We start from the raw sequence: 22,996 nt of genomic DNA, 5'->3' as shown, positions 1-22,996 counted from the left end.
CCTTGGCATGAGTCGCGGGACGCTTGATCAAGGAGCCGCGCAATTATCACCACATGATAATATCATGCACATGATCTCGTAGAGGCGCTCACCATGATTGCAGTACGCGAAGCCTGGAAGGCCGGTTTGCTGGGGCGCAAGCACTGGCTGAACAATCTGGTCTCCGGAGTGATCGTCGGGATAGTTGCGCTGCCACTGGCAATGGCCTTTGCCATTGCCTCGGGGGTCAAGCCGGAGCAAGGCATCTATACGGCGATCATTGGCGGTGTGCTGGTCTCCCTGTTTGGCGGCAGTCGTGTACAAATCGCCGGACCGACCGGCGCATTCATCGTGATTCTGGCGAGCATTACCGCCGAGCACGGCATCGACGGCATGCAGATCGCCACCATGATGGCCGGGGTCATGCTGCTGTTGCTGGGCATTACCCGGCTTGGTTCAGTGATCAAATTCATTCCGGCCCCGGTGATCGTCGGCTTTACGGCCGGGATCGGGGTGATCATCTGGGTCGGCCAATGGCAAGACTTCTTCGGCTTGCCCGCCGTTGGCGGCGAGCACTTCCATGAGAAGGTCTGGCAATTGCTCCGCGTGCTACCGCAACTGCACCCGGCCACCACCCTGCTGGCCCTCCTCAGCCTCAGCCTGGTGCTGCTGTCGCCAGGGTTTCCGGGGCTCAAGCGCGTGCCAGGCCCGCTGGTGGCGATGCTGGTGGTCACCCTTATCCAGGCGGTCTTTCACTTCGATGGCGTGGCCACGATCGGCAGCGCCTTTGGCGGCATCCCCCAGGGCCTGCCCGATTTCGGCCTGCCTGAAGTCAGCTTGCCGCGGATTATCGAGCTGATCGGCCCGGCCTTTGCGATTGCCATGCTGGGGGCGATCGAGTCGCTGCTCTCGGCGGTGGTAGCCGACGGCATGACGGCCACCAAGCATGACTCCAACCAGGAGCTGGTCGGCCAAGGCGTTGCCAACCTGCTCACCCCCTTATTTGGCGGCATCGCTGCCACTGGTGCGATTGCGCGCACGGCAACCAATATCCGTAACGGCGGCACCAGCCCCCTCGCCGGCATCATGCACGCGGTCACCCTGTTGCTGATCATCCTGTTCCTGGCTCCGCTGGCCTCGGACATTCCGCTGTGCGCACTGGCGGCGATCCTCTTCGTGGTCGCCTACAACATGAGCGAGCTGCGCCATTTCAAGCGCATGGTGCAGCGTGCTCCACGGGCAGACGTGGCGATCCTGCTGATCACCTTCGGCCTGACGGTATTCAGTGACCTGGTGGTGGCCGTGAATATCGGCGTGATCCTGGCGATGCTGCATTTCATGCGCCGGATGGCCGCCTCTGTGGAGGTTCAGCAGGTCGTCGAACAAGAACTCGAAGCGGAGTTGCGCGTCGGCGGTCATAGCCGCCTGCCAGCCGGCGTGCTGGTGTACACCATCGAAGGGCCGCTGTTCTTTGCCGCAGCAGAAACCTTCGAGCGCGCGCTGGCACAGACCCACACCGATCCACGATTGCTGGTGATTCGCCTGAACCGCGTGCCGTTCATGGATATCACCGGCCTGCAAACCCTGGAGGAAGTCATCCAGCAACTGCACAAACGCAAGATCGTGGTGAAACTCTGCGAGGCCAACCGCAAGGTCCTGGCCAAGCTGGATAAGGCGGGCATCCTGCAGCAGATCGGGGCGCAGCATTATCACGCCGACTTCAACGCCGCGCTGGCGGCCTACGCGCAGAGCGAGCCGGCAGCGGCCGATGGCTGAGCCGCTCGACGGATCATGCCTTGGCGCTGGGCCCGCGCTTGCTCTGGGTGGCGTAGGTGACGCCGTGGGTCTCGAGGTAATCGCGAATCAGCTGGCGCACGACCTGGGAAGGGGTCAGATCCTGTCCGGCGCACAGTTCCTCGAACGCCTTCTTCTTGACCGGATCAATCAGCACGGTGAGACGCGCAGTCTTGCTTTCCATAAAATCGCCAATTGCTCAAATTTGATGTTAATCAAATTCTAATAGTAGAACCCGCGGCTGTCACGGCACGGAGCCCTGCCAATCCGCCCAGAGGGGTTGCTATCCGCCCAGCCACAGCGGCGAGCTTTGGGTATAACGGCATAATTATTTGATCGTTCAATAAAAATAGCCCTAGACTGCGGCCCACCCAAGCAAAACTTCAGCCCACGGAGACACCGATGCCCAAGGTCGGAATGCAACCGATCCGCCGCTCGCAATTGATTGCGGCGACCCTCGAAGCCGTCGATCAGGTCGGTATGGGCGATGCCAGCATTGCCTATATTGCCCGGCTGGCAGGGGTTTCCAATGGCATCATCAGCCACTATTTCAAGGACAAGAACGGCCTGCTCGACGCCACCATGCGCCACCTGATGCAGGCCCTGAGCACAGCCTCGCGCGCTCGCCGTGCGGCGCTCAAGGACGACAGCCCGCGCGCGCATCTGCGCGCGATCATCGACAGCAACTTCGATGCCAGCCAGGTCAGCGGCCCGGCCATGAAGACCTGGCTGGCCTTCTGGGCCAGCAGCATGCACCAGCCATCCTTGCGCCGCTTGCAGCGGGTCAACGATCACCGCCTGGATTCCAACCTGTGCTGCCAGTTCCGCCGCGTCCTCCCCGTGCAGCAGGCACGCGCCGCCTCGCGTGGCCTGGCCGCCCTGATCGACGGTCTCTGGCTGCGCGGCGCGCTGTCCGGTGGCGACTTCGACACCGAACAGGCGATCCAGATCGCCTATGACTATCTCGACCAGCAATTGGCCAAAAAGCAACTCGAGCACCACGCCGCCTGAGCCCACCCGGGCGCAGGCAATCCGGCCGCGATCAAAAACTCGCTAATTCCCCCGCACTGTCGGCGCTGGACACTCGGCCGGCGCACGCACGTCCTGCACAAAACTCTGCCCCGCCTCACCAGCGCCCTTGTCGCATCCAGACCGGCACGAGTCGCTCTCGATATTTATTATTGATTGATCGTTCAATAAAAATCACGTAGGCTGGATTTCACTCTTCCGGCCTGGACAGTGCCGCCGAGCGCGCCACTGAACCTGCCGACCCCTCTGGCCAAGGCGCACTGAAGCCGCCAGCCAGCCTTGCGAAGACAACAGACAAGAGAGGATTCCACCATGGCCCTATTCGCCGAACAGAAGCTCTATATCGGTGGTCGCTATGTCGATTCGACCAGCGGCGCCACCTTCGAGAGCATCAATCCAGCCAACGGTGAAGTGCTCGCCAACGTCCAGCGCGCCAGCCAGGCGGACGTCGAGCGCGCGGTGGCCAGCGCCACAGCCGGACAGAAGGTCTGGGCGGCGATGACCGCCATGCAGCGCTCGCGCATCCTGCGCAAGGCCGTGGACATCCTGCGGGCGCGTAACGACGAGCTGGCCGAGCTGGAAACCCTCGACACCGGCAAGCCGCTGTCGGAAACCCGTTACGTCGATATCGTTACCGGTGCCGACGTGCTCGAGTATTACGCCGGCCTGGTGCCCGCCATCGAAGGCCAGCAGATCCCCCTGCGCGAAAGCGCCTTCGTCTACACCCGCCGCGAGCCGCTGGGCGTGGTCGCCGGCATTGGCGCCTGGAACTACCCGATCCAGATCGCCCTGTGGAAATCCGCCCCGGCCCTGGCCGCGGGCAACGCGATGATCTTCAAGCCCAGCGAAGTCACCTCGCTGACCACCCTCAAGCTGGCCGAGATCTACAGCGAAGCCGGCCTGCCAGATGGTGTGTTCAACGTGCTCACCGGCAGCGGCCGTGAAGTCGGTCAGTGGCTGACCGAACACCCGGGCATCGAGAAGATTTCCTTCACCGGCGGCACCGTCACCGGCAAGAAGGTCATGGCCAGCGCCTCCAGCTCCTCGCTGAAGGAAGTGACCATGGAACTGGGCGGCAAATCGCCGCTGATCATCTTCGAGGACGCCGACCTCGACCGCGCCGCCGACATCGCGGTGATGGCCAACTTCTACAGCTCCGGCCAGGTCTGCACCAACGGCACCCGGGTGTTCGTGCCGCGCATGCTGCAGGCACGCTTCGAGAGCAAGGTGCTGGAGCGGGTCAAGCGCATTCGCCTGGGCAACCCGCAGGACGACAACACCAACTTCGGCCCGCTGGTCAGCCTGGCCCACATGGAGAGCGTGCTCGGTTACATCGCCAAGGGCCGCAGCGAAGGCGCGCGCCTGTTGACCGGTGGCGAGCGCATCACTGCCGGCGAATACGCCAAGGGCGCCTATGTCGCGCCCACCGTGTTCACCGACTGCACCGACAGCATGACCATCGTGCGCGAAGAAATCTTCGGCCCGGTCATGAGCATCCTGGTCTACGACAGCGAAGACGAAGTGATCCGCCGTGCCAACGACACCGACTTCGGCCTTGCGGCTGGCGTGGTGACCCGTGATTTGGCGCGCGCGCACCGGGTGATCCACCAGCTGGAAGCCGGTATTTGCTGGATCAATACCTGGGGCGAGTCGCCGGCGGAAATGCCGGTGGGCGGTTACAAGCAGTCCGGGGTCGGCCGCGAGAATGGCCTGAGCACCCTGGAGCATTACACCCGGACCAAGTCGGTCCAGGTCGAGCTGGGCGACTACGCCTCGGTGTTCTGACCGGCGCGTGATCGGTGGGTTAACGGCGCAAACTGCCTGGCCGCAGGCGAGGCAACACCGCGTTACCCACCCGTTCGCCATTGCGATCACCCCGCGCGGTGATCGGCTGCATGACCCAGCCCGGTCTAGCGCCTGGCCCTTCCAAGGGCAGCGCAGACCCGTCATTACAGGTAACGCCCATGTCCCAAGAATTCGACTACATCATCATCGGCGCCGGCTCGGCCGGTAACGTGCTGGCCACCCGCCTGACCGAGGATGCCGACGTCAGCGTGCTGCTGCTGGAAGCCGGCGGCCCGGACTACCGCCAGGATTTCCGCACCCAGATGCCCGCTGCCCTGGCCTTCCCGCTGCAGGGCCGGCGCTACAACTGGGCCTACGAGACCGAGCCGGAACCCTTCATGAACAACCGCCGCATGGAATGCGGACGCGGCAAGGGCCTGGGCGGCTCCTCGCTGATCAACGGCATGTGCTACATCCGCGGCAACGCCCTCGACTACGACGGCTGGGCCAAGGACAAGGGCCTGGAAGACTGGACCTACCTGGACTGCCTGCCCTACTTCCGCAAGGCCGAGAGCCGCGACAGCGGCGCCAACGCCTACCACGGCGGCGATGGCCCGGTCAGCGTGTGCACGCCGAAGGCCGGCAACAATCCGCTGTTCCACGCCATGGTCGAGGCCGGTGTGCAGGCCGGCTTTCCGCGCACCGACGACCTCAACGGCTACCAGCAGGAAGGCTTCGGCCCGATGGACCGTACCGTGACCCCCAAGGGCCGGCGCGCCAGTACCGCGCGCGGTTATCTCGACCAGGCCAAGGGCCGGCCGAACCTGACCATCGTCACCCACGCCCTGACCGACCGCATCCTGTTCAGCGGCAAGCGCGCCATCGGCGTCGACTACCTGCAGGGCGACAGCACTACCCCGACCACCGTCAAGGCGCGCCGCGAAGTGCTGCTGTGCAGCGGCGCCATTGCCTCGCCACAGATCCTCCAGCGCTCGGGCGTCGGCCCGGCCGCGCTGCTGCGTGAGCTGGACATCCCGCTGGTACACGAGCTGCCCGGGGTCGGTGAGAACCTTCAGGACCACTTGGAGATGTACCTGCAGTACGCCTGCAAGCAGCCGGTTTCGTTGTACCCGGCGCTGCAGTGGTGGAACCAGCCGAAGATCGGCGCCGAGTGGATGTTTCTCGGCAAGGGCATCGGCGCCAGCAACCAGTTCGAGGCCGGTGGCTTCATCCGTACCAGCGCCGACTTCGAGTGGCCGAACATCCAGTACCACTTCCTGCCGGTGGCGATCAATTACAACGGCAGCAACGCGGTCAAGGAACACGGCTTCCAGGCCCATGTCGGCTCCATGCGCTCACCGAGCCGCGGGCGCGTCCAGGCCAGGTCGAAAGACCCGCGCCAACACCCGAGCATCCTGTTCAACTACATGTCCAGCCCACAGGACTGGCAGGAGTTCCGCGACGGCATCCGCATCACCCGCGAGATCATGAACCAATCGGCACTCGACCCCTTCCGCGGTCGTGAACTCAGCCCAGGCGCCGCGGTGCAGAGCGACGCCGAACTGGATGCCTTCGTCCGCGATCATGCCGAGACCGCCTTCCACCCGTCCTGCTCCTGCAAGATGGGCTTCGATGAGATGGCGGTGGTCGACGGCCAGGGCCGCGTGCATGGCATGCAGGGTCTGCGGGTGATCGACGCCTCGATCATGCCGTTGATCACCACCGGCAACCTCAACGCGCCGACCATCATGATGGCCGAGAAGATCGCCGACAAAATCCGTGGCCGCACGCCGCTGCCTCGCAGCACTGCGCCCTACTACGTGGCGGGCAGCGCACCGGTGCGCCACACTCCGCAGCGCAGCTGAAGACGGGCGCCCCTCAATAGCCGGTCATCTCCAGGTAGCCAACGCCCTGGTGGCTGCCGCTGAATCGGATCGGTCCCTCCCAGTAGGGAAACCGGGTGGCCATCCAGGCCTGCTCCTGCAGCGCCGTGGTGTCGATGGCGAACGCCTTGGCCGCGATGCGCAGGCGCCAGGCGGTCGGCAGGCGCCGGCCGGCAACGCGGCTGAAGCGCACGGGCACCATCTCGATGTCCGCCTGGCTCAGCGGCTGGGCCTGGCCGTCCGCACCGATCCAGGTGCCGGCGCGGTAATGCGCGCCGCCGGCCTGGCGCAACTGGAACAGCATCAGCTTCTCGCCCGTCTGCAGATGCAGGGAGAACCAGTCCCAGCCCTGCTGCTCGGGCGCCAGCGGCTGGCTGCTCCATTCGTGGTCGAACCAGGCCTGGCCCTTGACCGCATGGCGCTGGCCGTCCACCAGCAGGCTGCCTTCGGCCTCAAAGAACGGCTGGCTGTAGTAATAGGAGGCCTGACCCCGGTCGGACTTCTGGCTGAAACCCTGCGCGCCCTGCAGCACCGGCGGACGTGTGCTGGTCAGGCGCAGGCGATAGCTGAAGCCCTCGCCGCGGGCCTGAAACTGCAGCTCGCCCAGACCGCCATTGGCCGGGCTGCGGCTACGCAGCTGCCAGTCGTCGATCCAGGCGTGCAAGGGTGCGGCCACCACCCCGGCCTGACCGATGCCGCCGCGGGCGAAGGTCTCGGCATGGCGATGGCCATCCACACCCGTCAGCGCGGCATGGCCCATCCACAGGTTCTGATTACGCCAGTCCGTCTCGTGCGAACCGGGCTGCAGGGCGGTGCGAAACAACGTCCACTGCACGCCCCAGGTGCGGCCCTGAGCGTCCTCCAGGTTGGCGGTGAGGTACCACCACTCGATGCGGTGGTCCGGGTGCGCGCCGTGGTCGGCCGGGAACGCCAGCACCCGCCCCGGTTCGACCCGGGCAAAGCCCTGCGCCGTGCCGCCCAGCCCGGCGAAGCCCTTGGTCGGTGGCGGCGTTTCGGTGTCGCAGGCGGCGAGTAGCAGCCCGGCGACGAACAGGGCCAGGCGGATGCTGGCGAATAATCTGTTGATCATCATCTCCTCGGCTGCGATTGCTTTGTCGGGGCCATCAGCCAAACCCCTGTCCGCCGGCCCGCTAGCGCTCCCCGGCGAAGCTGCGCAACAGGGCCGCCGGGGTGCTGCGGCCGAGTTGCCAGAGCGGCCAGGCGCTGGCCAGCAGGGTGGCGAGCAGCGCCAGGCCGAACAGGTGCACAAGCTGGCCGGGGAATACCTGCAGCGGCAGGCGCCAACCGAAGGCCTGCACGTTGATCACCGCGACCAGGCACCAGGCCAGCAACAGGCCCAGCGGCAGCGCCAGGAGCAGGGTGAGCACGGCCAGCAACAGGGTCTGGGCGAGGCTCAGCCAGGCCAGGCGCGTACGGCCGACGCCCAGCGCCCAGAGCGGCGCCAGCTGGCTCAGGCGGGTCTGGCCGAGGGTCAGCAAACTGATCAGCAGCGCCAGCCCGGCCACGCCCAGGGTCAGGCTGTTGAGCGCGGCGGTGGCGGCGAAGGTGCGCTCGAATACCCGGCTCGACCAGGCCTTGAGCGCGGCCTGGTCGATCAGGCGGCTGTCGTCCAGGGCAAAGCGCGTCTGCAGCGCCTGGATCATTGCGGGCACCTCCGCGGCCGGCAGACGCAGGCTGAAACTGCGCGGGGCCAGGCCCGGCCAGTGGCGTAGCAGGCCCGTCGCATCGACCAGCAGATGCCCCCTGGGATTGCCGTAGTCGGCATAGATGCCGAGCACCTCCAGCTCCCAGGCGCCACTCGGGGTGGGCAGGCGCAGGCGCTCGCCCAGGTGCAGATCCAGGCGCCGCGCCAGTTGTTCGCTGAGCATCAGGCCCTGCTGCCGCTCCAGGCGCTCCCAGGCCCCGGCGCTGGCGCTGAGCAGCGGCCAGTGCTCGCGGTAGTACGCCTGCGTGCGGATGCCGGTCAGTTGAACCGGCCAGCCCTGCAGGGGCAACTCCACCCGCCAGCTCGGCAGCAGCGCCCGCACCTGCGGCTGTTCGCGCAACCAGGCCTCGATGGCCGAGGCCTGGCTGGCGTCGACCGGACTCAGGTAGAGCTCGGCGGCCAGGCGCTGGTCGAGCCAGCCACTGAAGGTCTGCCGGAAGCCCGCGGTCATGCTGCCGACGCCGATGCTGGCCGCCAGCGCCAGCAACAGGGCCATCAAGGCCAGCGCCAGGCTCGGCAGCTGCTGGCGGCTGTCGGCGATGAACCACTGGCTCAGCGGCCCATGGCAGTGTCGCAGCCAGGCCTCGAGCAAACGGCTCAGGCCCACCGGCAACGCCAGGGCCGCGCCCAGCAGCAAGGCGGCGAGCAGGACGAAGCCGGCCGTCAGGCTGTCGCCGAACAGCAGTGCGAGCAGCGCCACGCCGCCAAGCAGCGCCGCCAGCCAGCCCTGACGGCGCAGCCAGTGCGCCTGGGCCTGCTGCCAGGCTTCGGGCTGCGCCAGGGCCAGCAGCGGCAGACGCGCGGCGCGCAGCAGGCTGCCGGCGCCCGCCAGCAACGCCCCGAGCAGGCAAACGAGCAGGCCGCCCAGCCACCACTGCGGTGCCAGGCTGAGCCGCCCGGCCACCTCGGCGCCATACAGGCTGCGCAGGCTGGCGGCGACATCCGGCAACAGCCAGGCCGCCACGGCATAGCCACTGAGCAAGCCGGCAACCGCGCCGAGCAGCGCCAGCACGCCGAGTTCCACGACCAGGGCGACCAGCAGGCCACGCAGACTTACCCCGCAGGTGCGCAGGTTGCGCAGCACCACCCGGCGCTGCTCCAAGGCCAGACCGATGGCGGCGTGGACGATGAACAGGCCGACGACGAAGGCCAGCAGGCCGAGGGCGCTGAGGTTGAGGTGGAAGCTGTCGGTGAGCTGGCCCAGATCGGCCCCCTCGTCACCGCGCTGCACCACCAGCTGCGCGGCCAGCGCTGGCGGCAGCGGCGGCGCGGCGCGGGCGAACGCGGCCGGCAGCAACAACCGCGAGAGCTGGCCGCGGGCGTCGAGCAGGCGCTGGGCCACGCCGATGTCCACCAGCAGCACGCCGGGCGCCAACTGCGGCCACACCGCCAGCGGCGGCAGGCGCTGGCCGGATGCGCTGAGCGGCTGCGCATCGGCGGGCAGGCCAAGCTCGGCCAGGGTGTCGGCGGCAATCCAGCTGCGCCCGGGCCGCCCGAGAAAAGCCGCCAGGTCCAGGCGCTCGGGCGATTGCCCGGCCAGCGCGCTACCGGCCGGCAGGGTCAAAGGCTCGATACCGATCAGTTGCAGGCGCTGTTCGGGCGGCCCCTGCAGGCGCAGGCGCCCTTGCAGCAGAGGCGAAACCGGCCAGCCGGCGCGGCGCAATTCGACGAAATGCTGCTGGGCAATCCAGCCGCCATCGCGGGCGACCAGGCTGTAGCGCTCGGCGCCGCCGAGCAGCTGACTGGCGCGGGCATAGCTGTCGCGGGCCTGGCTGTTCAGCGCCTGCACCCCGGCCCACAGACTGGTGGCCAGCCACAGGCCGGCCAGCACGCTGAACAACTGCAGCGGATGGCGCCGCCAGTGGCTGAGCAGCGCACTCAGGGTCCAATACAGGCGGCGCATCTCAGGCCGTCTCCAGCAGGCGCCCGCCCTTCAGGCACCGGCAACCTTGCAGGCGCGCCGCCAGGCTGGCGCTGTGGGTGACCATCAGCAGGCTGGTCGGGCTGCCGGCGAGCAGCTCCAGCAGCAGCGTCAGCACCTCGTCGGCGCTGCGTTCATCCAGGCTGCCGGTGGGCTCGTCGGCCAGCAGCAGCGGCGGCCTGACCGCCAGCGCCCGGCCCAGCGCGACCCGCTGCTGCTGGCCGACCGAGAGCTGTTCGGGGTAGCGTCCAAGCAGGGCCGCCAGACCGAGACGCTCGACCAGTTCGGCCTGCCAGTGCGGGTCATGGCGGCCGGCCAGGCGCGCCTGGAAGGCTAGGTTGTCGGCGACGCGCAGGCAGGCGATCAGGTTGAATTGCTGGAACACCAGGCCGATACCGCTGCGCCGCCAGGCCGCCAGTTGCCCCTCACGGAGGTCGTCCAGCACGCGGCCGTCGACCTCGATACGCCCGGCGTCGGCCCGATCCAGCCCGGCCAACAGGTGCAGCAGGGTGCTCTTGCCGCTGCCGGACTCGCCCATCAGGGCCAGGCTCTCGCCCGCCGCCAGCTCCAGGTCGATGCCGCGCAACACCGCCAGCGCCCCCTGGGGCGTCGCATAGCTCTTGCACAAGCCCTGGACTTTCAGCATCTGTCTGCCACCTGAGCGCGGGGGTTAGTGCCGCCAGTACCTCCCCGCAACCCGGCCGGACAAGGGCGACGCCTCTCTCAGTAAAGCAAAGCCACCGTCACCTGCAGCGGCAGTTGTCGCGCTGTGGCTCTTGCGCCGGAGTCGGTGCCCTGCGGGAATCTTCGTCGCGCTCAGGGGGCGAGTCTTCGAGCGGCCAGGTCTCGGCGTTCGGCTCAATCAACGCCAGCAGGCGCTCGAACGCCTCACGGCGGCGCTGCCGATCGCTGGGCGCCGGGTCGAGTCGGCCTCGGGCAGCCTGCGCACTGGCCGCACGCAGGTAAGCATTCAGGCGCTTGGCCAGATCGATTGGCAGACGCAGGCTCTGCTTGCTGCTCATGATGTCCCTCTCGCCATGCGGACGGTTTGATCAGGCGGCCTCTCGCGGGCCTTGCTTCGAACCTGCCCGCCGCATGGGGCAAATCCGGACTGCGCACCAGCCGTCGCGGCCTGCGCAGCTCTTGCGCATACAGATTGCGGGCGCAGCTGAGGGCATTCGCCATGCGCTAACGGCTTCAGGCATCCCCGGCTGCGGGGTCTTGTTCCAAGCTAGAGGCCGTGCAGGCAAACGGTATTGACCTAAATCAAGGCCTGTTGCGGATGTGCCGGACGCCCAGGCCGGCGCCTGGTTCGCGAGCGGATTACTTCAGGCCCAGGCGCCGGGCCAGACGGATCAGGTTGGCGCGATCCACCCCCAGTTCGCGGGCGCAGTCGGCCCACTTGTGCTGGTGACGCTGCAAGGCCGCGCCGATCAGCTGCTTCTGGTAGGCATCCAGGGCCTCGCGCAGCGGCACGCCGCCGCCGGTCTCGGGCAGCGCCAGCGGCGTCGGTGCGGCATGGCTGTGCTGCTGTGGCAGGTCCAATGCCTGGCTGTCGATGCTGAGGATGCGCGGGCGCTCGGTGCAGGCCGACAGGGCCTTGAGCGCGGCGCGGCCGATCAGGTGCTCGAGTTCGCGCACGTTGCCCGGCCAGTCGTGGGCCAGCAGGGCCTTCTGTGCATCGGCCGTCAGGCGCAGGCTGCGCAGCCCCAGGCGCGGGCGATTCTCCTCGAGGAAATAGCCGGCCAGCAGCAGGACGTCGCGGCCGCGCTCGCGCAGCGCCGGGACTTTCAGCGGGTACACGCTCAGGCGGTGGTAGAGGTCGGCGCGAAAGCGCCCGGCACGCACCTCTTCGGCGAGGTCGCGGTTGCTCGCCGCCAGCACCCGCACATTGACCCGGTGCTCGCGATCCGAGCCGACACGCTGCAGCTGGCCGCTCTGCAGCACCCGCAGCAGCTTGGCCTGCACCACCACGGGCAGCTCGCCGACCTCGTCGAGAAACAGGGTGCCGCCGTCGGCCAGCTCGAACTTGCCGCTGCGCTCGTTGACCGCACCGGAGAAGGCGCCCCGCACGTGGCCGAACAACTCGCTCTCGACCAGGGTCTCGGGCAGGGCCGCGCAGTTGAGGCTGATCAGCGGACGCTTGGCCCGCGCCGACGCGGCATGGATGGCCTCGGCCACCAGTTCCTTGCCGACCCCGGTTTCCCCGCTGATCAGCACCGTCAGCTCGCTGTCGCCGACCAGGGCGATTTCCTCCTGCAGGCGTTTATGCAGCGGGCTCTGGCCGATCAACTCGCGTGGCTGATGCTGGTCGGCCGCCTGCTTGTAGACCTCGGCCAACTGATGCTCGTCCTCGACCCGGCGCAGCAACTGGGCGATGCGTTCGTTGGCCATCACGGTGGCGGCGGCCAGGCTGGCGAACGCCGCCAGGGTGTCCAGATCGAGCCTGCCGAAGCTGGCCGGGTCCAGCGAATCGAGGGTCAGCAGGCCCCACAGCTGATCCTGCAGGTACAGCGGACAGCCCAGGCAGTCATGCACTTCGAGGTGGCCGCGATGGCCCTCGACCAGACCGTCATACGGATCCGGCAGGCCACAGTCCGTCGCGAAGCGGGTCGGGCCGCGCTGCGCCAGCAACGCCTGCAGGCGCGGATGCTCACCAAGCTTGAAGCGCCGGCCCAGGGTGTCGGTGCTCAGGCCGTCGACCGCTAGCGGCACCAGCACCTCGCCCTCGAGCCTGAGCAAGGCCACCGCATCGCACGGCAGCAACTGGCGCAGGGCCAGCAACAGCCGGCGATAGCGCTCGGCCTCGGGCAACTCGCGGGAGAGGTCGGCGACCAGGGGGATCAATGCCGTGAGCAGTGGATTTGCTGTCATAAAGACTACCGAGTGTCATTTGGACTCTAATCTGTCTGCAGTCATAAAGACAGCAACGCATGCAAGTCATTGAATTTATTGAACTATAAAAGTGGCACGGGTTGTGTAATAGCCTAAGCACCATGAACTTAGCACGCCTGAGCGCGCAGACCGAAGGCTTCTCGATGAATGCCCGGCGTACCTCAGGCGGCATAGCCCACCCAGGAACCACGCAATGCTCACTGCCCAACAACGTACCCTGATCAAGGCCACAGTGCCGCTGCTGGAAACCGGCGGCGAAGCCCTGACTCGCCACTTCTACCAATTGATGCTCGGTGAATATCCGCAGGTACGCCCCCTGTTCAACCAGGCGCATCAGGCCAGCGGCGAACAGCAACGCGCACTGGCCAACGGCGTGCTGATGTACGCCCGCAATATTGATCGCCTGGAGGCCCTCGGCCCGCTGGTCGGGCAGATCGTCAGCAAGCATGTGTCGTTGCAGATCCTGCCCGAGCATTACCCGATTGTCGGCAGCTGCCTGTTGCGGGCGATTCGCGAGGTGCTCGGCGAGCAGATCGCCACCGACGAGGTGATCGACGCCTGGGGCGCCGCTTATGGCCAATTGGCGCAGATCCTGATCGATGCCGAAGAGGGCGCCTATGCCGCCAACGCCGAAGCCAAGGGCGGCTGGCGCGGCGCCCGCGACTTCCGCGTGGCGCAAAAGATCGTCGAAAGCGAGGAAATCGTCTCCCTGCATCTGGTGCCGGAAGACGGCGGCGCGCTGCTCGACTTCCAGCCGGGTCAGTACATCGGCCTGCGCCTGCAACTGGATGGCGAGGAAGTGCGCCGTAACTACTCGCTGTCGGCCTGTGGCAATGGCCGCGAATACCGCATCAGCGTCAAGCGTGAGCCCGGCGGCAAGGCCTCCAACTACCTGCACGACCGGGTCCAGGTCGGCGACCGCCTGGAGCTGTTCCCGCCCGCCGGCGACTTCGTCCTGCGTGAGTCGAACAAGCCGCTGGTGCTGATCAGCGCCGGCGTCGGCATCACCCCGGCGCTGAGCATGCTCGAAGCGGCACGCGGGCATGGCCGGCCGATCCATTTCATCCACTGCGCCCGGCATGCCGGCGTGCATGCCTTCCGCGACTGGGTCGACGCCCAGACCCAGGCCCACCCGCAGGTGCAGCATTTCGTCTGCTACAGCGAACCGCGCAGCGAAGACCAGGGCCATGCCGAGGGCTTCCTGACCCGCGCGCAACTGGCCGAGTGGCTGCCGGAGGAACGCGACCTGGACGCCTACTTCCTCGGCCCCAAGCCCTTCATGGCTCAGGTGAAAAAGCACCTGCGCGAACTCGGCGTGCCGGAGCAGCAGAGCCACTACGAGTTCTTCGGCCCGGCCAGTGCGCTGGAGGCCTGAGAGAGCTTGACCCGTCCGGCGCGGTCGCGCCGGGTGGTTTCAGCAACAGGAGCACTTGTCATGAGTCTGTTCGATTGCCCGCAACGCCTGCGTCGCCTGTCCAACCAGCTGCTGTCGAGCGGTGGCGCCGCCCTGCTGCTGGGCGTGCTCGGTGCCTACGGTTGGGCCGAACACCTCAGCCTGGGTACGTTGGTAGGCGCACACAGCCTGACGATCCTCGGTCCGGCGCTGTTGAAAATCGGCTACGTGATGCGCCTGCTCGCCGACAAGCCGGCGCCAGCCGGCGGCGCCACGGCCTGCTACTGCGCGGCCTGACGCCGAGCGAACGTCGCGGGGGCGCCGCGCACACGCCAAGGCTCGAACATGACACCGCGGCTAGAGCACGCCAGCCTGCCGCAGTTGGTCTATCTGCTCCAGGCTCAAACCCAGCCATTGCTGTAGCACCTGCTCGGTGTGTTCGCCGAGCAGCGGTGGTGCATTGCGGTATTGCACCGGGGTCGCCGACAGGCGAATCGGGCTGGCCACCTGCGGCACACTGCCGGCCAGCGGGTGGGGCAATTCGACGCGCAGGCCACGGGCCTGCACCTGCGGGTCGGCGAAGACCTGCTGCAGGTCATTGATCGGTCCGCAGGGCACGCCGGCCTGTTCCAGGGCCGCCAGCCATTCGGCGGTGGTCTTGAACACGGTGGCCTGGCGGATCAGTGGAATCAGTTCGGCACGATGGGCGACGCGGGCCTGATTGGTGGAAAAACGCGGGTCGGCGGCCAAAGCCGCAAGGCCGGCGACCTCGCAAAACTTGCGGAACTGTCCATCGTTGCCGACCGTGAGGATGATGTCGCCGTCGGCCGTGGGAAAGTCCTGGTAGGGCACGATGTTCGGGTGGGCATTGCCCAGCCGACGCGGCGCCACGCCGGTGGTCAGGTAATTCATCGCCTGGTTGGCCAGGCAGGCGACCTGCACGTCAAGCAGGGCCATGTCGATGTGCTGGCCATTGCCGGTCTGGTCGCGGCTGGCCAGGGCGGCCAGAATTGCCGCGGTCGAATACAGGCCGGTAAGGATGTCGGTCAGGGCCACGCCGACCTTGACCGGCCCGGCGCCCTCCTCGTCGTCGGCCCGCCCGGTCAGGCTCATCAAACCGCCCAGGCCCTGGATCATGAAGTCGTAACCGGCGCGCTTGGCGTAGGGGCCGTCCTGGCCGAAGCCGGTGATCGAGCAGTAGATCAGTTTCGGGTTCAGCGCCTGCAGCGCGGCGTAATCGAGGCCGTAGGCGGCCAGGCCGCCGACCTTGAAGTTCTCGATCAGGATGTCGGCCTTGGCCACCATCTCGCGCACCAGGCGCTGGCCTTCGGGCTGGGTGAAATCGACGGTGACCGACTGCTTGTTGCGATTGGCCGACAGGTAATAGGCGGCCTCGCTGGTGTTCTCGCCCGCGGCGTCGCGCAGGAACGGCGGGCCCCAGTGGCGGGTGTCATCGCCCGTGCCTGGGCGTTCGATCTTGATCACTTCGGCGCCGAGGTCGGCGAGGATCTGCCCGGCCCAGGGCCCGGCGAGTACGCGGGAGAGGTCGAGCACGCGGATATGGGACAGGGCGCCAGGCATAGCTTCAACTCCAGGAAATGGCCGCGTGCAGCAACACGCGTGCGTTCATCCTAGGAGCCTGGCGCTGCCCCGGCAAACGAGGATTTCGCACGCAACTGTGCCAAACCCTCACTCCATAGCGAGGCAACTAGCCAATGTGCGGGGGTTTCCCCCACTTGCTGTGCGTAATGCGCCTACTCGACGCTGGCCTGGCGGGCCTGTAACAGCTCGCCGATGATGCTGACCGGGCCGAGCAGATGGTCACGCATCATCGCGCTGGCACGCACGCCGTCGCGCTGCAGGATCGCCTCCAGCAACTGGGCGTGCTCCTGGCGCTTGGCCTCCAGCGCCGCCGCCGAAAACACCGTCTGCTGCAACCACAGATGCCGATAGCGCTCGGCCTGGTCGAACAGCGCCGCGCGCACCTGGAGCAGGTGCTGCGAGCCGCAACCGGCGGCGATCGCGGCGTGGAAGGCCTGATGCCGGGTGTCCCAGACGCTGAGCATCTCCTCGGCATCCTTGACCTGGGCGACCTTGGCCAGGGTATGGGCGCGGGCGATGACCTGCGCCTCCCAGGCATCGTCGCCACGGGCAATCGCCAGGCCGACGATCATCGCTTCCAGGTGCGCGCGGGCATCGTAGATATCGGCCAGCTCGCTCAGCGACATCGGTGCGACGCGGAAGCCGCGCTGACTGATGGCCACCACCAGGCGCTCGGCCACCAGCTGCGACAGGGCCTCGCGCAGCGGCCCGACGCCCAGCCCGTAGCGCGTCTTCAGCGCGCTCATCAGGAGCTTTTCGCCAGGCGCGAAGACGCCGCGAATGATGTCGCGCTTGAGCGATTCGTAGCCACGAATCGCCAGATTCTCTCGGGAGCTGGGAGCTTCCATTACACCGTCCTTGCACAGGTCCGCGCCAATCATACCGAAACACCCGGGCGATGCCGCGCGGCACTACCGAGAATTACTTTTGACACTTTCAAATAATGTCGATATTTTTCAATTACGTCGACACTAGTGGCACCCCAACACCGCCGTCCACCCTGGAGCCCCCTCATGAACACCTTCGTCACCCCCAAGCACCTCGTCGTTCCAGCCCCGCACAGCCCCAGCGGCTTCAGCCTGGCCGCCAGCAGCCAGTCACCACGCCTGCTGCAACTGAGCTTCAGCCGGGAAACCCTGCAGGCCTTCCTCGCCGCCACCGCCGAGTGGCCGGTACAGGCGCTGGAATACAAGTCCTTCCTGCGCTTTCGCCTGGCCCGGATTCTCGATGAGCTGTGCGCCGGCAGCCTGCAGCCGCTGCTGATCAACACCCTGATGGACCGCGCCAGTGGCGGCCTGCTGATCAGTGCCGAGGGCCTGGACCGGGTGGAGCAGGCCGACGACATGGTCAAGCTGGCCACCGCCGTTGCCCATCTGTTCGGCCGCTCCAACTTTGACGCCATGAGCGGCCAGTACTACGCGCGCTTCGTGGTGCAGAACGTCGATGCGTCTGACAGCTACCTGCGCCAGCCGCACCGGGTAATGGAACTGCACACCGATGGCACCTTCGTCGAGCAGGACACCGACTACGTGCTGATGATGAAGATCGACGAGCAGCACATGCAGGGCGGCAATTCGCTGCTGCTGCACCTGGACGACTGGGAGGACTTGGAGCGCTTCAACAGCCACCCGCTGGCCCGCCGCCAGTTGCGCTGGTGCGCGCCGCCGAGCAAGCGGGTCGACCGCGACCTGTACCACCCGGTATTCGACAACGACGTCGAGGGCCAGCCGATCATCAGCTACATCGACCAGTTCGTGCAGCCGAAGGACTTCGAGGAAGGCAACTGGCTGACCGACCTCAGCCAGTCGCTGGAAGGCAGCCCGCACAAGCTGTCGATTCCGGTGCCGGTGGGCAGCTTCCTGCTGATCAACAACCATTTCTGGCTGCACGGCCGCGACCGCTTCACCGCCCACCCGGACCTGCGCCGCGAGCTGATGCGCCAGCGCGGCTACTTCACCCACGCCAAGGTGCTGCGCCAGCCGCGCCAGTGACCCATGACGGCGGGGCGGCCTCAGTCGCGATAACAGCAGCCGCTCCCGCATTGACGGCACAGACTCCCTTACCCAGAGGTAACCCGGTGTACGACTTCATCATTATCGGTGGCGGCATTCTCGGCATGTCCACCGCCATGCAACTGCAGCGCGCCTACCCCGACAGCCGCATGCTGCTGCTGGAAAAGGAATCCGCCCCGGCCCGTCACCAGACCGGGCATAACAGCGGGGTGATCCATGCCGGCGTGTACTACACCCCGGGCAGCCTCAAGGCCCGCTTCTGCCTGGCCGGCAACCAGGCGACCAAGGCCTTCTGCGACCAGCAGGGCATCGCCTACCAGGTACCCGGCAAGCTGCTGGTGGCCACCAACGAAGTGGAAATGCAGCGCATGCAGGCGCTGTGGCAGCGCACTGCGGCCAACGGCATCGAGCGTGAATGGCTGAACGCCGCGCAGCTGCGCGAGCGCGAGCCGAACATCCGAGGCCTCGGCGCGATCCTGGTGCCGTCCAGCGGCATCGTCGACTACGCTGCGGTCGCCGCGGCCATGGCCGGCGAGTTCGTCCGCAGCGGCGGCGAGATCCGCTACGGCGCCCAGGTCGAGGGATTGCAGGAAAATCCCCAGGAAGTGCGGGTGCAGACCAGCGCCGGCGAGTTTGCCGGGCGCTTCCTGGTCACCTGCGCCGGCCTGATGGCCGATCGGGTGGTGCGCATGCTGGGGATCGACCCCGGCTTCAGCATCTGTCCGTTCCGCGGCGAATACTTCCGCCTGCCGGCCCGGCACAACCAGATCGTCAACCACCTGATCTACCCGATCCCCGACCCGAGCATGCCGTTTCTCGGCGTGCACCTGACGCGGATGATCGACGGCAGCGTCACCGTCGGCCCCAACGCGGTGCTGGCATTCAAGCGCGAAGGCTACCGCCGGCGCGACATCTCGCTCGCCGACAGCTGGCAGATGCTCGCCAACCCGGGCATCCGCAAGGTGCTGCGGGCCAACCTGCGCCCGGGCCTGGGCGAGCTGAAGAACTCGCTGTTCAAGCGCGGCTACCTGCAGCAGGTGCGCAAGTACTGCCCGAGCGTCCAGCTCGGCGACCTCGAGCCCTACCCGGCCGGGGTGCGCGCCCAGGCGGTATCCGACGACGGCCGGCTGATCGACGATTTCCTCTTCCGCCACAGCCGGCGCAGCCTGCACGTGTGCAACGCGCCCTCGCCGGCCGCCACCTCGGCGCTGCCGATCGGCGCCCATATCGTCGACCAGCTCAGCAGCCAGCTGCTCGCCCTGCCGAGTTTCGCCAAAGCCAAACCCGCCCGCCCCGCCGCCTGAGAGAACCACCGATGAACACCGTCAGCCTGGCCGACAAAGACCGCCAGTACCACCTGCACCCCTACACCAACGCCCGCCTGCACGAGCAGCTCGGCCCGCTGCTGATCGAACGCGGCGAGGGCGTCTACGTCTACGACGAGCAGGGCAAGCAATACCTGGAGGCCATGTCCGGCCTGTGGAGCGCCGCCCTCGGTTTCAGCAACCAGCGCCTGATCGCCGCCGCCGAGCACCAGCTGCGCACCCTGCCCTTCTATCACGTGTTCGGCCACAAGGCGCACCGGCCGGCCATCGAGCTGGCCGAGAAGCTGATCGAGATGGCGCCGGTGCCGATGAGCAAGGTGTTCTTCACCAACTCCGGCTCGGAAGCCAACGACACCGCGGTCAAGCTGGTCTGGTACTACAACAACGCCCGCGGCAAAACGGCGAAGAAGAAGTTCATCAGCCGGCAGAACGCCTACCACGGCATCACCGTGGCGGCCGCCAGCCTCACCGGCCTGGCGGCCAACCAGCGCGGCTTCGACGTGCCGCTGCCGGGCTTCCTGCACGTCGGCTGCCCGCACCACTACCGCCATGCCCTGCCCGGCGAGAGCGAGGAACAGTTCGCCGATCGCCTGGCCGCCGAACTGGAGCAGCGCATCCTCAGCGAGGGCGCCGATACCGTGGCCGCCTTCATCGGCGAACCGCTGATGGGCGCCGGCGGCGTGATAGTGCCGCCGCGCAGCTATTGGCAGAAGATCCAGGCGGTGTGCCGGCGCCACGACGTGCTGGTGATCGCCGACGAGGTGATCTGCGGTTTCGGCCGCACCGGGCAGCTGTTCGGCAGCCAGACCTTCGGCATCCAGCCGGACGTGATGGTGCTGTCCAAGCAGTTGTCCTCGTCCTATCAGCCAATCGCCGCGCTGCTGCTCAACGACGCGCTGTACCAGGGCATCGCCGAGCAGAGCAACAGCCTCGGCACCCTCGGCCACGGCTTCACCGGCAGCGCCCACCCGGTGGCCACCGCCGTGGCCCTGGAAAACCTCAGGATCATCGAGGAAGACCGCCTGGTGGAGCACGCCGCCGCCATGGGCGAGCTGCTCCAGGCCGGGCTGCGCGACTTCGCCGATCACCCGCTGGTGGGAGAAGTGCGCGGTTGCGGGCTGATCGCCGCGGTCGAACTGGTCGGCGATCGCCAGACCAAGGCGCCCCATAACGCGCCCGGGACCCTCGGTCGCTACCTGGCCGGCCGCGCCCAGGACCACGGCATGATCACCCGGGCCATGGGCGATGCGATTGCCTTCTGCCCGCCGCTGATCAGCAGCGCGCAGGAGATCGGCCTGGTCATCGAGCGCTTCGCCCGCGCCCTGGACGACACCAGCCGCTGGCTGCGCCAGTAACGCCACAGCATGCGGCAGCGGCCCCCGCAGTGGGCCGCTGCCGGACTACCCTCAGCTGACCGGGACCTGATCCTGGGCGACGAAACGCATCATCCACTCGGCCACCAAAGCCCCCTGGTGCGCCTGTCCCAAGCTGTCCAAGGCCTGCTGGCAGACCTGCTCGCCCCAGTGCTCCTTGCGAATGTCGAGGATCGCCCGCGAATAGTCCGCCACCAGCTCCGGATGGCCCTGCCAGCACAGCACCTGGTCGCCGATCTGGTAGGCGGCGATCGGGCAGAAGGCATTGGCCGCCAGCACGGTGGCGTTGGCCGGCGCCTGGGTGACCTGGTCCTGATGGATGATCAGCAGCGACAGCGCCTCGACGCGCGGCTGCATCCAGGGCCGCTGTTGCAGCACCTGGTACTGCTGCACGCCGAGACCCCAGCCCTGCTCGGCGCGCTCGGTCTTGCCGCCGAGCAGCAGGGCCAACAACTGGTGGCCGAAGCAGATGCCGAGCAGCTTGTCGCCGGCGGCATAACGCGCCAGCACATAGCCGCGCAGGACCTGGAGCCAGGGGTCGTCGCCGAACGAGTCGTACTTGCTGCCGGTGATCAGGTAGGCGTCATAACGCCGCCCGGCGTCCGGGTACTGCCCCTGGATCACATTGAAGACCTCAAACTCGGCGGCGATCGGTTGCTGGGCGAACAGCTGTTGGAACATCCAGCCATAACCGCGGTACTGCTCGACCAGCTCGGGACGGATGTGGTCGGTTTCGAGGATGCAAATGCTCAATGCCATTAACGGATTCCTGACGCGAGGAATGGAGGGAAAACAGGCTTGGAGTCGGCTGAGGCAACTGTCAGCCAAGGGGCTCGCGCAGCGACTGGGCGCCGCTGCGCGAAGCCATGGGATCAGCCCTGCAGGTCCTGCAGGGTCAGGTCCAGGCACAGACGCGCCTTGCTCACCAGCTCGTCGATCTCGGCTTTGCTGATCACCAGCGGCGGCGAAATGATCATGGTGTCGCCCACGGCGCGCATGATCAGGCCGTTGTTGAAGCAATGGCCACGGCAAATCATGCCGGCGCCCTGGCCTTCATAACGGGCGCGGCTGGCCTTGTCCTTGACCAGCTCGATGGCGCCGAGCATGCCGACACCACGAACTTCACCGACCAGCGGATGGTCGAGCAGTTCGCGCAGGCGCTGTTGCAGGTACGGCGCGGTCTCTTCGCGGACCGTCTCGAGGATCTTCTCGTCGCGCAGGATGCGGATATTTTCCAGCGCCACGGCGGCGGCCACCGGGTGACCGGAATAGGTGAACCCGTGGTTGAAATCACCGCCCTGCTTGAGCACGTCGAACACCTTGTCGCTGACGATCAGGCCACCCATCGGGATGTAACCGCTGGTCAGGCCCTTGGCGATGGTCATCAGGTCCGGTTGCAGGCCGTAGAAGTCGCTGCCGAACCATTCGCCGGTGCGGCCGAAGCCGCAGATCACTTCGTCGGCCACAAACAGAATGTCGTACTTGGCGAGAATCTCGCGGATCTTCGGCCAGTAGCTGTCCGGCGGTACTATCACCCCGCCGGCGCCCTGGATCGGCTCGGCGATAAAGGCGGCGACGTTGTTTTCGCCGACTTCGAGGATCTTCGCTTCCAGCTGCTCGGCAGCCCAGATGCCGAACTCGTCCGGGCTCATGTCGCCGCCTTCGCCGAACCAGTACGGCTGGGCAATGTGCTCGATACCCGGGATGGTGCCGCCCTGGGCGTGCATGCCGGCCATGCCGCCCAGGGCGGCACCGGCCACGGTGGAGCCGTGGTAACCGTTGATGCGGCTGATGATGACCTTCTTCGCAGGCATGCCCTTGACCGCCCAGTAGTGGCGAACCATGCGCAGCATGGTGTCGTTGCCTTCCGAGCCAGAACCCGTGAAGAACAGGTGGTTCATGCCTTGCGGCGCGATCTCGGCGATCACCTTGGCCAGCTCCAGCACCGGCGGGTGCGCGGTCATGAAGAAGGTGTTGTAGAACGGCAGTTCCTTCATCTGCGCGCTGGCGGCATCGGCCAGCTCATGACGGCCGTAGCCGACGGCGGCGCACCATAGGCCGGCCATGCCGTCGAGGATCTTGTTGCCTTCGCTGTCCCACACGTAAACGCCATCACCCTTGACGATGATGCGTGGGCCGGTGTCGATCAGCTGCTGAAAATCGCTGAACGGGGCCAGGTGATGGTCGCGGCTCATGGCCTGCCATTTCAGGGTTTGCGGGTTCTTGTGGGTAGTGCTCATAGCGCCTCCGATGTCGTGGCAGTGCAGCGACCGGCCAGA

General features: G+C 66.9%; 19 protein-coding genes. 9 read left to right on the top strand and 10 right to left on the bottom strand.

The window, feature by feature from the left end; all coding sequences use genetic code 11:
- Positions 1-93 precede the first annotated feature (93 nt).
- Complete coding sequence (locus tag LJY18_RS06920; protein WP_238041042.1) at positions 94-1,755, top strand: SulP family inorganic anion transporter; 1,662 nt, start codon at positions 94-96, stop codon at positions 1,753-1,755.
- Between the two features lie 13 nt (positions 1,756-1,768).
- Here LJY18_RS06920 and LJY18_RS06915 read toward each other — a convergent pair whose 3' ends face one another.
- Positions 1,769-1,957: a ribbon-helix-helix domain-containing protein gene (locus LJY18_RS06915; RefSeq protein ID WP_238041041.1), complete on the bottom strand. Its 189-nt coding sequence runs from the start codon at positions 1,955-1,957 to the stop codon at positions 1,769-1,771.
- Positions 1,958-2,175: 218 nt separating this feature from the next.
- On the opposite strand from LJY18_RS06915, the gene betI reads away from it, so the two are divergent.
- The 3 genes from betI (at position 2,176) to betA (ending at position 6,452) form a co-directional block, all read left to right on the top strand.
- Complete coding sequence (gene betI / locus LJY18_RS06910; RefSeq protein ID WP_238041040.1) at positions 2,176-2,784, top strand: transcriptional regulator BetI; 609 nt, start codon at positions 2,176-2,178, stop codon at positions 2,782-2,784.
- Between the two features lie 330 nt (positions 2,785-3,114).
- Positions 3,115-4,587: a betaine-aldehyde dehydrogenase gene (gene betB / locus LJY18_RS06905; RefSeq protein ID WP_238041039.1), complete on the top strand. Its 1,473-nt coding sequence runs from the start codon at positions 3,115-3,117 to the stop codon at positions 4,585-4,587.
- A gap of 179 nt (positions 4,588-4,766) precedes the next feature.
- Positions 4,767-6,452 carry a choline dehydrogenase gene (betA, locus tag LJY18_RS06900; protein ID WP_238041038.1) on the top strand — a complete coding sequence of 562 codons (1,686 nt, stop codon included), beginning with the start codon at positions 4,767-4,769 and terminating at the stop codon, positions 6,450-6,452.
- A gap of 13 nt (positions 6,453-6,465) precedes the next feature.
- Here betA and LJY18_RS06895 read toward each other — a convergent pair whose 3' ends face one another.
- The 5 genes from LJY18_RS06895 to norR all read right to left on the bottom strand — a co-directional run bounded on the left by LJY18_RS06895 (position 6,466) and on the right by norR (position 12,991).
- On the bottom strand, positions 6,466-7,560 hold the full coding sequence (locus LJY18_RS06895) for a lipocalin-like domain-containing protein (RefSeq protein ID WP_238041037.1): 1,095 nt from the start codon (positions 7,558-7,560) through the stop codon (positions 6,466-6,468).
- 61 nt (positions 7,561-7,621) lie between these two features.
- Positions 7,622-10,099, bottom strand: a complete 2,478-nt coding sequence (locus LJY18_RS06890; RefSeq protein ID WP_238041036.1) for an FtsX-like permease family protein — start codon at positions 10,097-10,099, stop codon at positions 7,622-7,624.
- A gap of 1 nt (position 10,100) precedes the next feature.
- Complete coding sequence (locus tag LJY18_RS06885) at positions 10,101-10,763, bottom strand: ABC transporter ATP-binding protein (RefSeq protein WP_238041035.1); 663 nt, start codon at positions 10,761-10,763, stop codon at positions 10,101-10,103.
- A gap of 97 nt (positions 10,764-10,860) precedes the next feature.
- Positions 10,861-11,139, bottom strand: coding sequence for a hypothetical protein (locus tag LJY18_RS06880; protein WP_238041034.1), 279 nt, complete (start codon positions 11,137-11,139; stop codon positions 10,861-10,863).
- Positions 11,140-11,440: 301 nt separating this feature from the next.
- Positions 11,441-12,991 carry a nitric oxide reductase transcriptional regulator NorR gene (gene norR, locus LJY18_RS06875; RefSeq protein WP_238041033.1) on the bottom strand — a complete coding sequence of 517 codons (1,551 nt, stop codon included), beginning with the start codon at positions 12,989-12,991 and terminating at the stop codon, positions 11,441-11,443.
- A 214-nt stretch (positions 12,992-13,205) separates the two neighbouring features.
- Here norR and hmpA point away from each other — a divergent pair, with 214 nt between their 5' ends.
- Both hmpA and LJY18_RS06865 read left to right on the top strand, forming a co-directional pair.
- Positions 13,206-14,387: an NO-inducible flavohemoprotein gene (hmpA, locus tag LJY18_RS06870; RefSeq protein WP_238041032.1), complete on the top strand. Its 1,182-nt coding sequence runs from the start codon at positions 13,206-13,208 to the stop codon at positions 14,385-14,387.
- Positions 14,388-14,447: 60 nt separating this feature from the next.
- Positions 14,448-14,702 carry a transmembrane sensor/regulator PpyR gene (locus LJY18_RS06865; protein WP_238041031.1) on the top strand — a complete coding sequence of 85 codons (255 nt, stop codon included), beginning with the start codon at positions 14,448-14,450 and terminating at the stop codon, positions 14,700-14,702.
- A 60-nt stretch (positions 14,703-14,762) separates the two neighbouring features.
- Here LJY18_RS06865 and LJY18_RS06860 read toward each other — a convergent pair whose 3' ends face one another.
- Both LJY18_RS06860 and csiR read right to left on the bottom strand, forming a co-directional pair.
- Positions 14,763-15,986: a CaiB/BaiF CoA transferase family protein gene (locus LJY18_RS06860; protein WP_238041030.1), complete on the bottom strand. Its 1,224-nt coding sequence runs from the start codon at positions 15,984-15,986 to the stop codon at positions 14,763-14,765.
- 173 nt (positions 15,987-16,159) lie between these two features.
- Entirely contained in the window at positions 16,160-16,855 is a 696-nt protein-coding gene (gene csiR / locus LJY18_RS06855) for a DNA-binding transcriptional regulator CsiR (protein ID WP_238041029.1), read from the bottom strand.
- A 165-nt stretch (positions 16,856-17,020) separates the two neighbouring features.
- Between csiR and glaH the strand changes: the two genes are divergently transcribed.
- From glaH to LJY18_RS06840, 3 genes are all read left to right on the top strand, one after another.
- Positions 17,021-17,998 carry a glutarate dioxygenase GlaH gene (gene glaH, locus LJY18_RS06850; protein ID WP_238041028.1) on the top strand — a complete coding sequence of 326 codons (978 nt, stop codon included), beginning with the start codon at positions 17,021-17,023 and terminating at the stop codon, positions 17,996-17,998.
- An 86-nt stretch (positions 17,999-18,084) separates the two neighbouring features.
- Entirely contained in the window at positions 18,085-19,323 is a 1,239-nt protein-coding gene (lhgO, locus tag LJY18_RS06845) for an L-2-hydroxyglutarate oxidase (RefSeq protein WP_238041027.1), read from the top strand.
- Between the two features lie 11 nt (positions 19,324-19,334).
- Entirely contained in the window at positions 19,335-20,699 is a 1,365-nt protein-coding gene (locus tag LJY18_RS06840) for an aspartate aminotransferase family protein (RefSeq protein ID WP_238041026.1), read from the top strand.
- Positions 20,700-20,750: 51 nt separating this feature from the next.
- On the opposite strand, the gene LJY18_RS06835 is transcribed toward LJY18_RS06840, so the two are convergent.
- Both LJY18_RS06835 and LJY18_RS06830 read right to left on the bottom strand, forming a co-directional pair.
- Positions 20,751-21,476 carry an amidotransferase gene (locus LJY18_RS06835; protein WP_238041025.1) on the bottom strand — a complete coding sequence of 242 codons (726 nt, stop codon included), beginning with the start codon at positions 21,474-21,476 and terminating at the stop codon, positions 20,751-20,753.
- A gap of 113 nt (positions 21,477-21,589) precedes the next feature.
- Positions 21,590-22,957, bottom strand: coding sequence for an aspartate aminotransferase family protein (locus LJY18_RS06830; RefSeq protein WP_238041024.1), 1,368 nt, complete (start codon positions 22,955-22,957; stop codon positions 21,590-21,592).
- Between the last annotated feature and the right edge of the window lie 39 nt (positions 22,958-22,996).

This window comes from Pseudomonas sp. MMS21 TM103, assembly GCF_022132145.1.
Lineage (GTDB): Bacteria > Pseudomonadota > Gammaproteobacteria > Pseudomonadales > Pseudomonadaceae > Aquipseudomonas.
The sequence above is the reverse complement of the archived record's forward strand: the minus strand, read 5'-3'. Positions and strand labels throughout refer to the sequence as shown.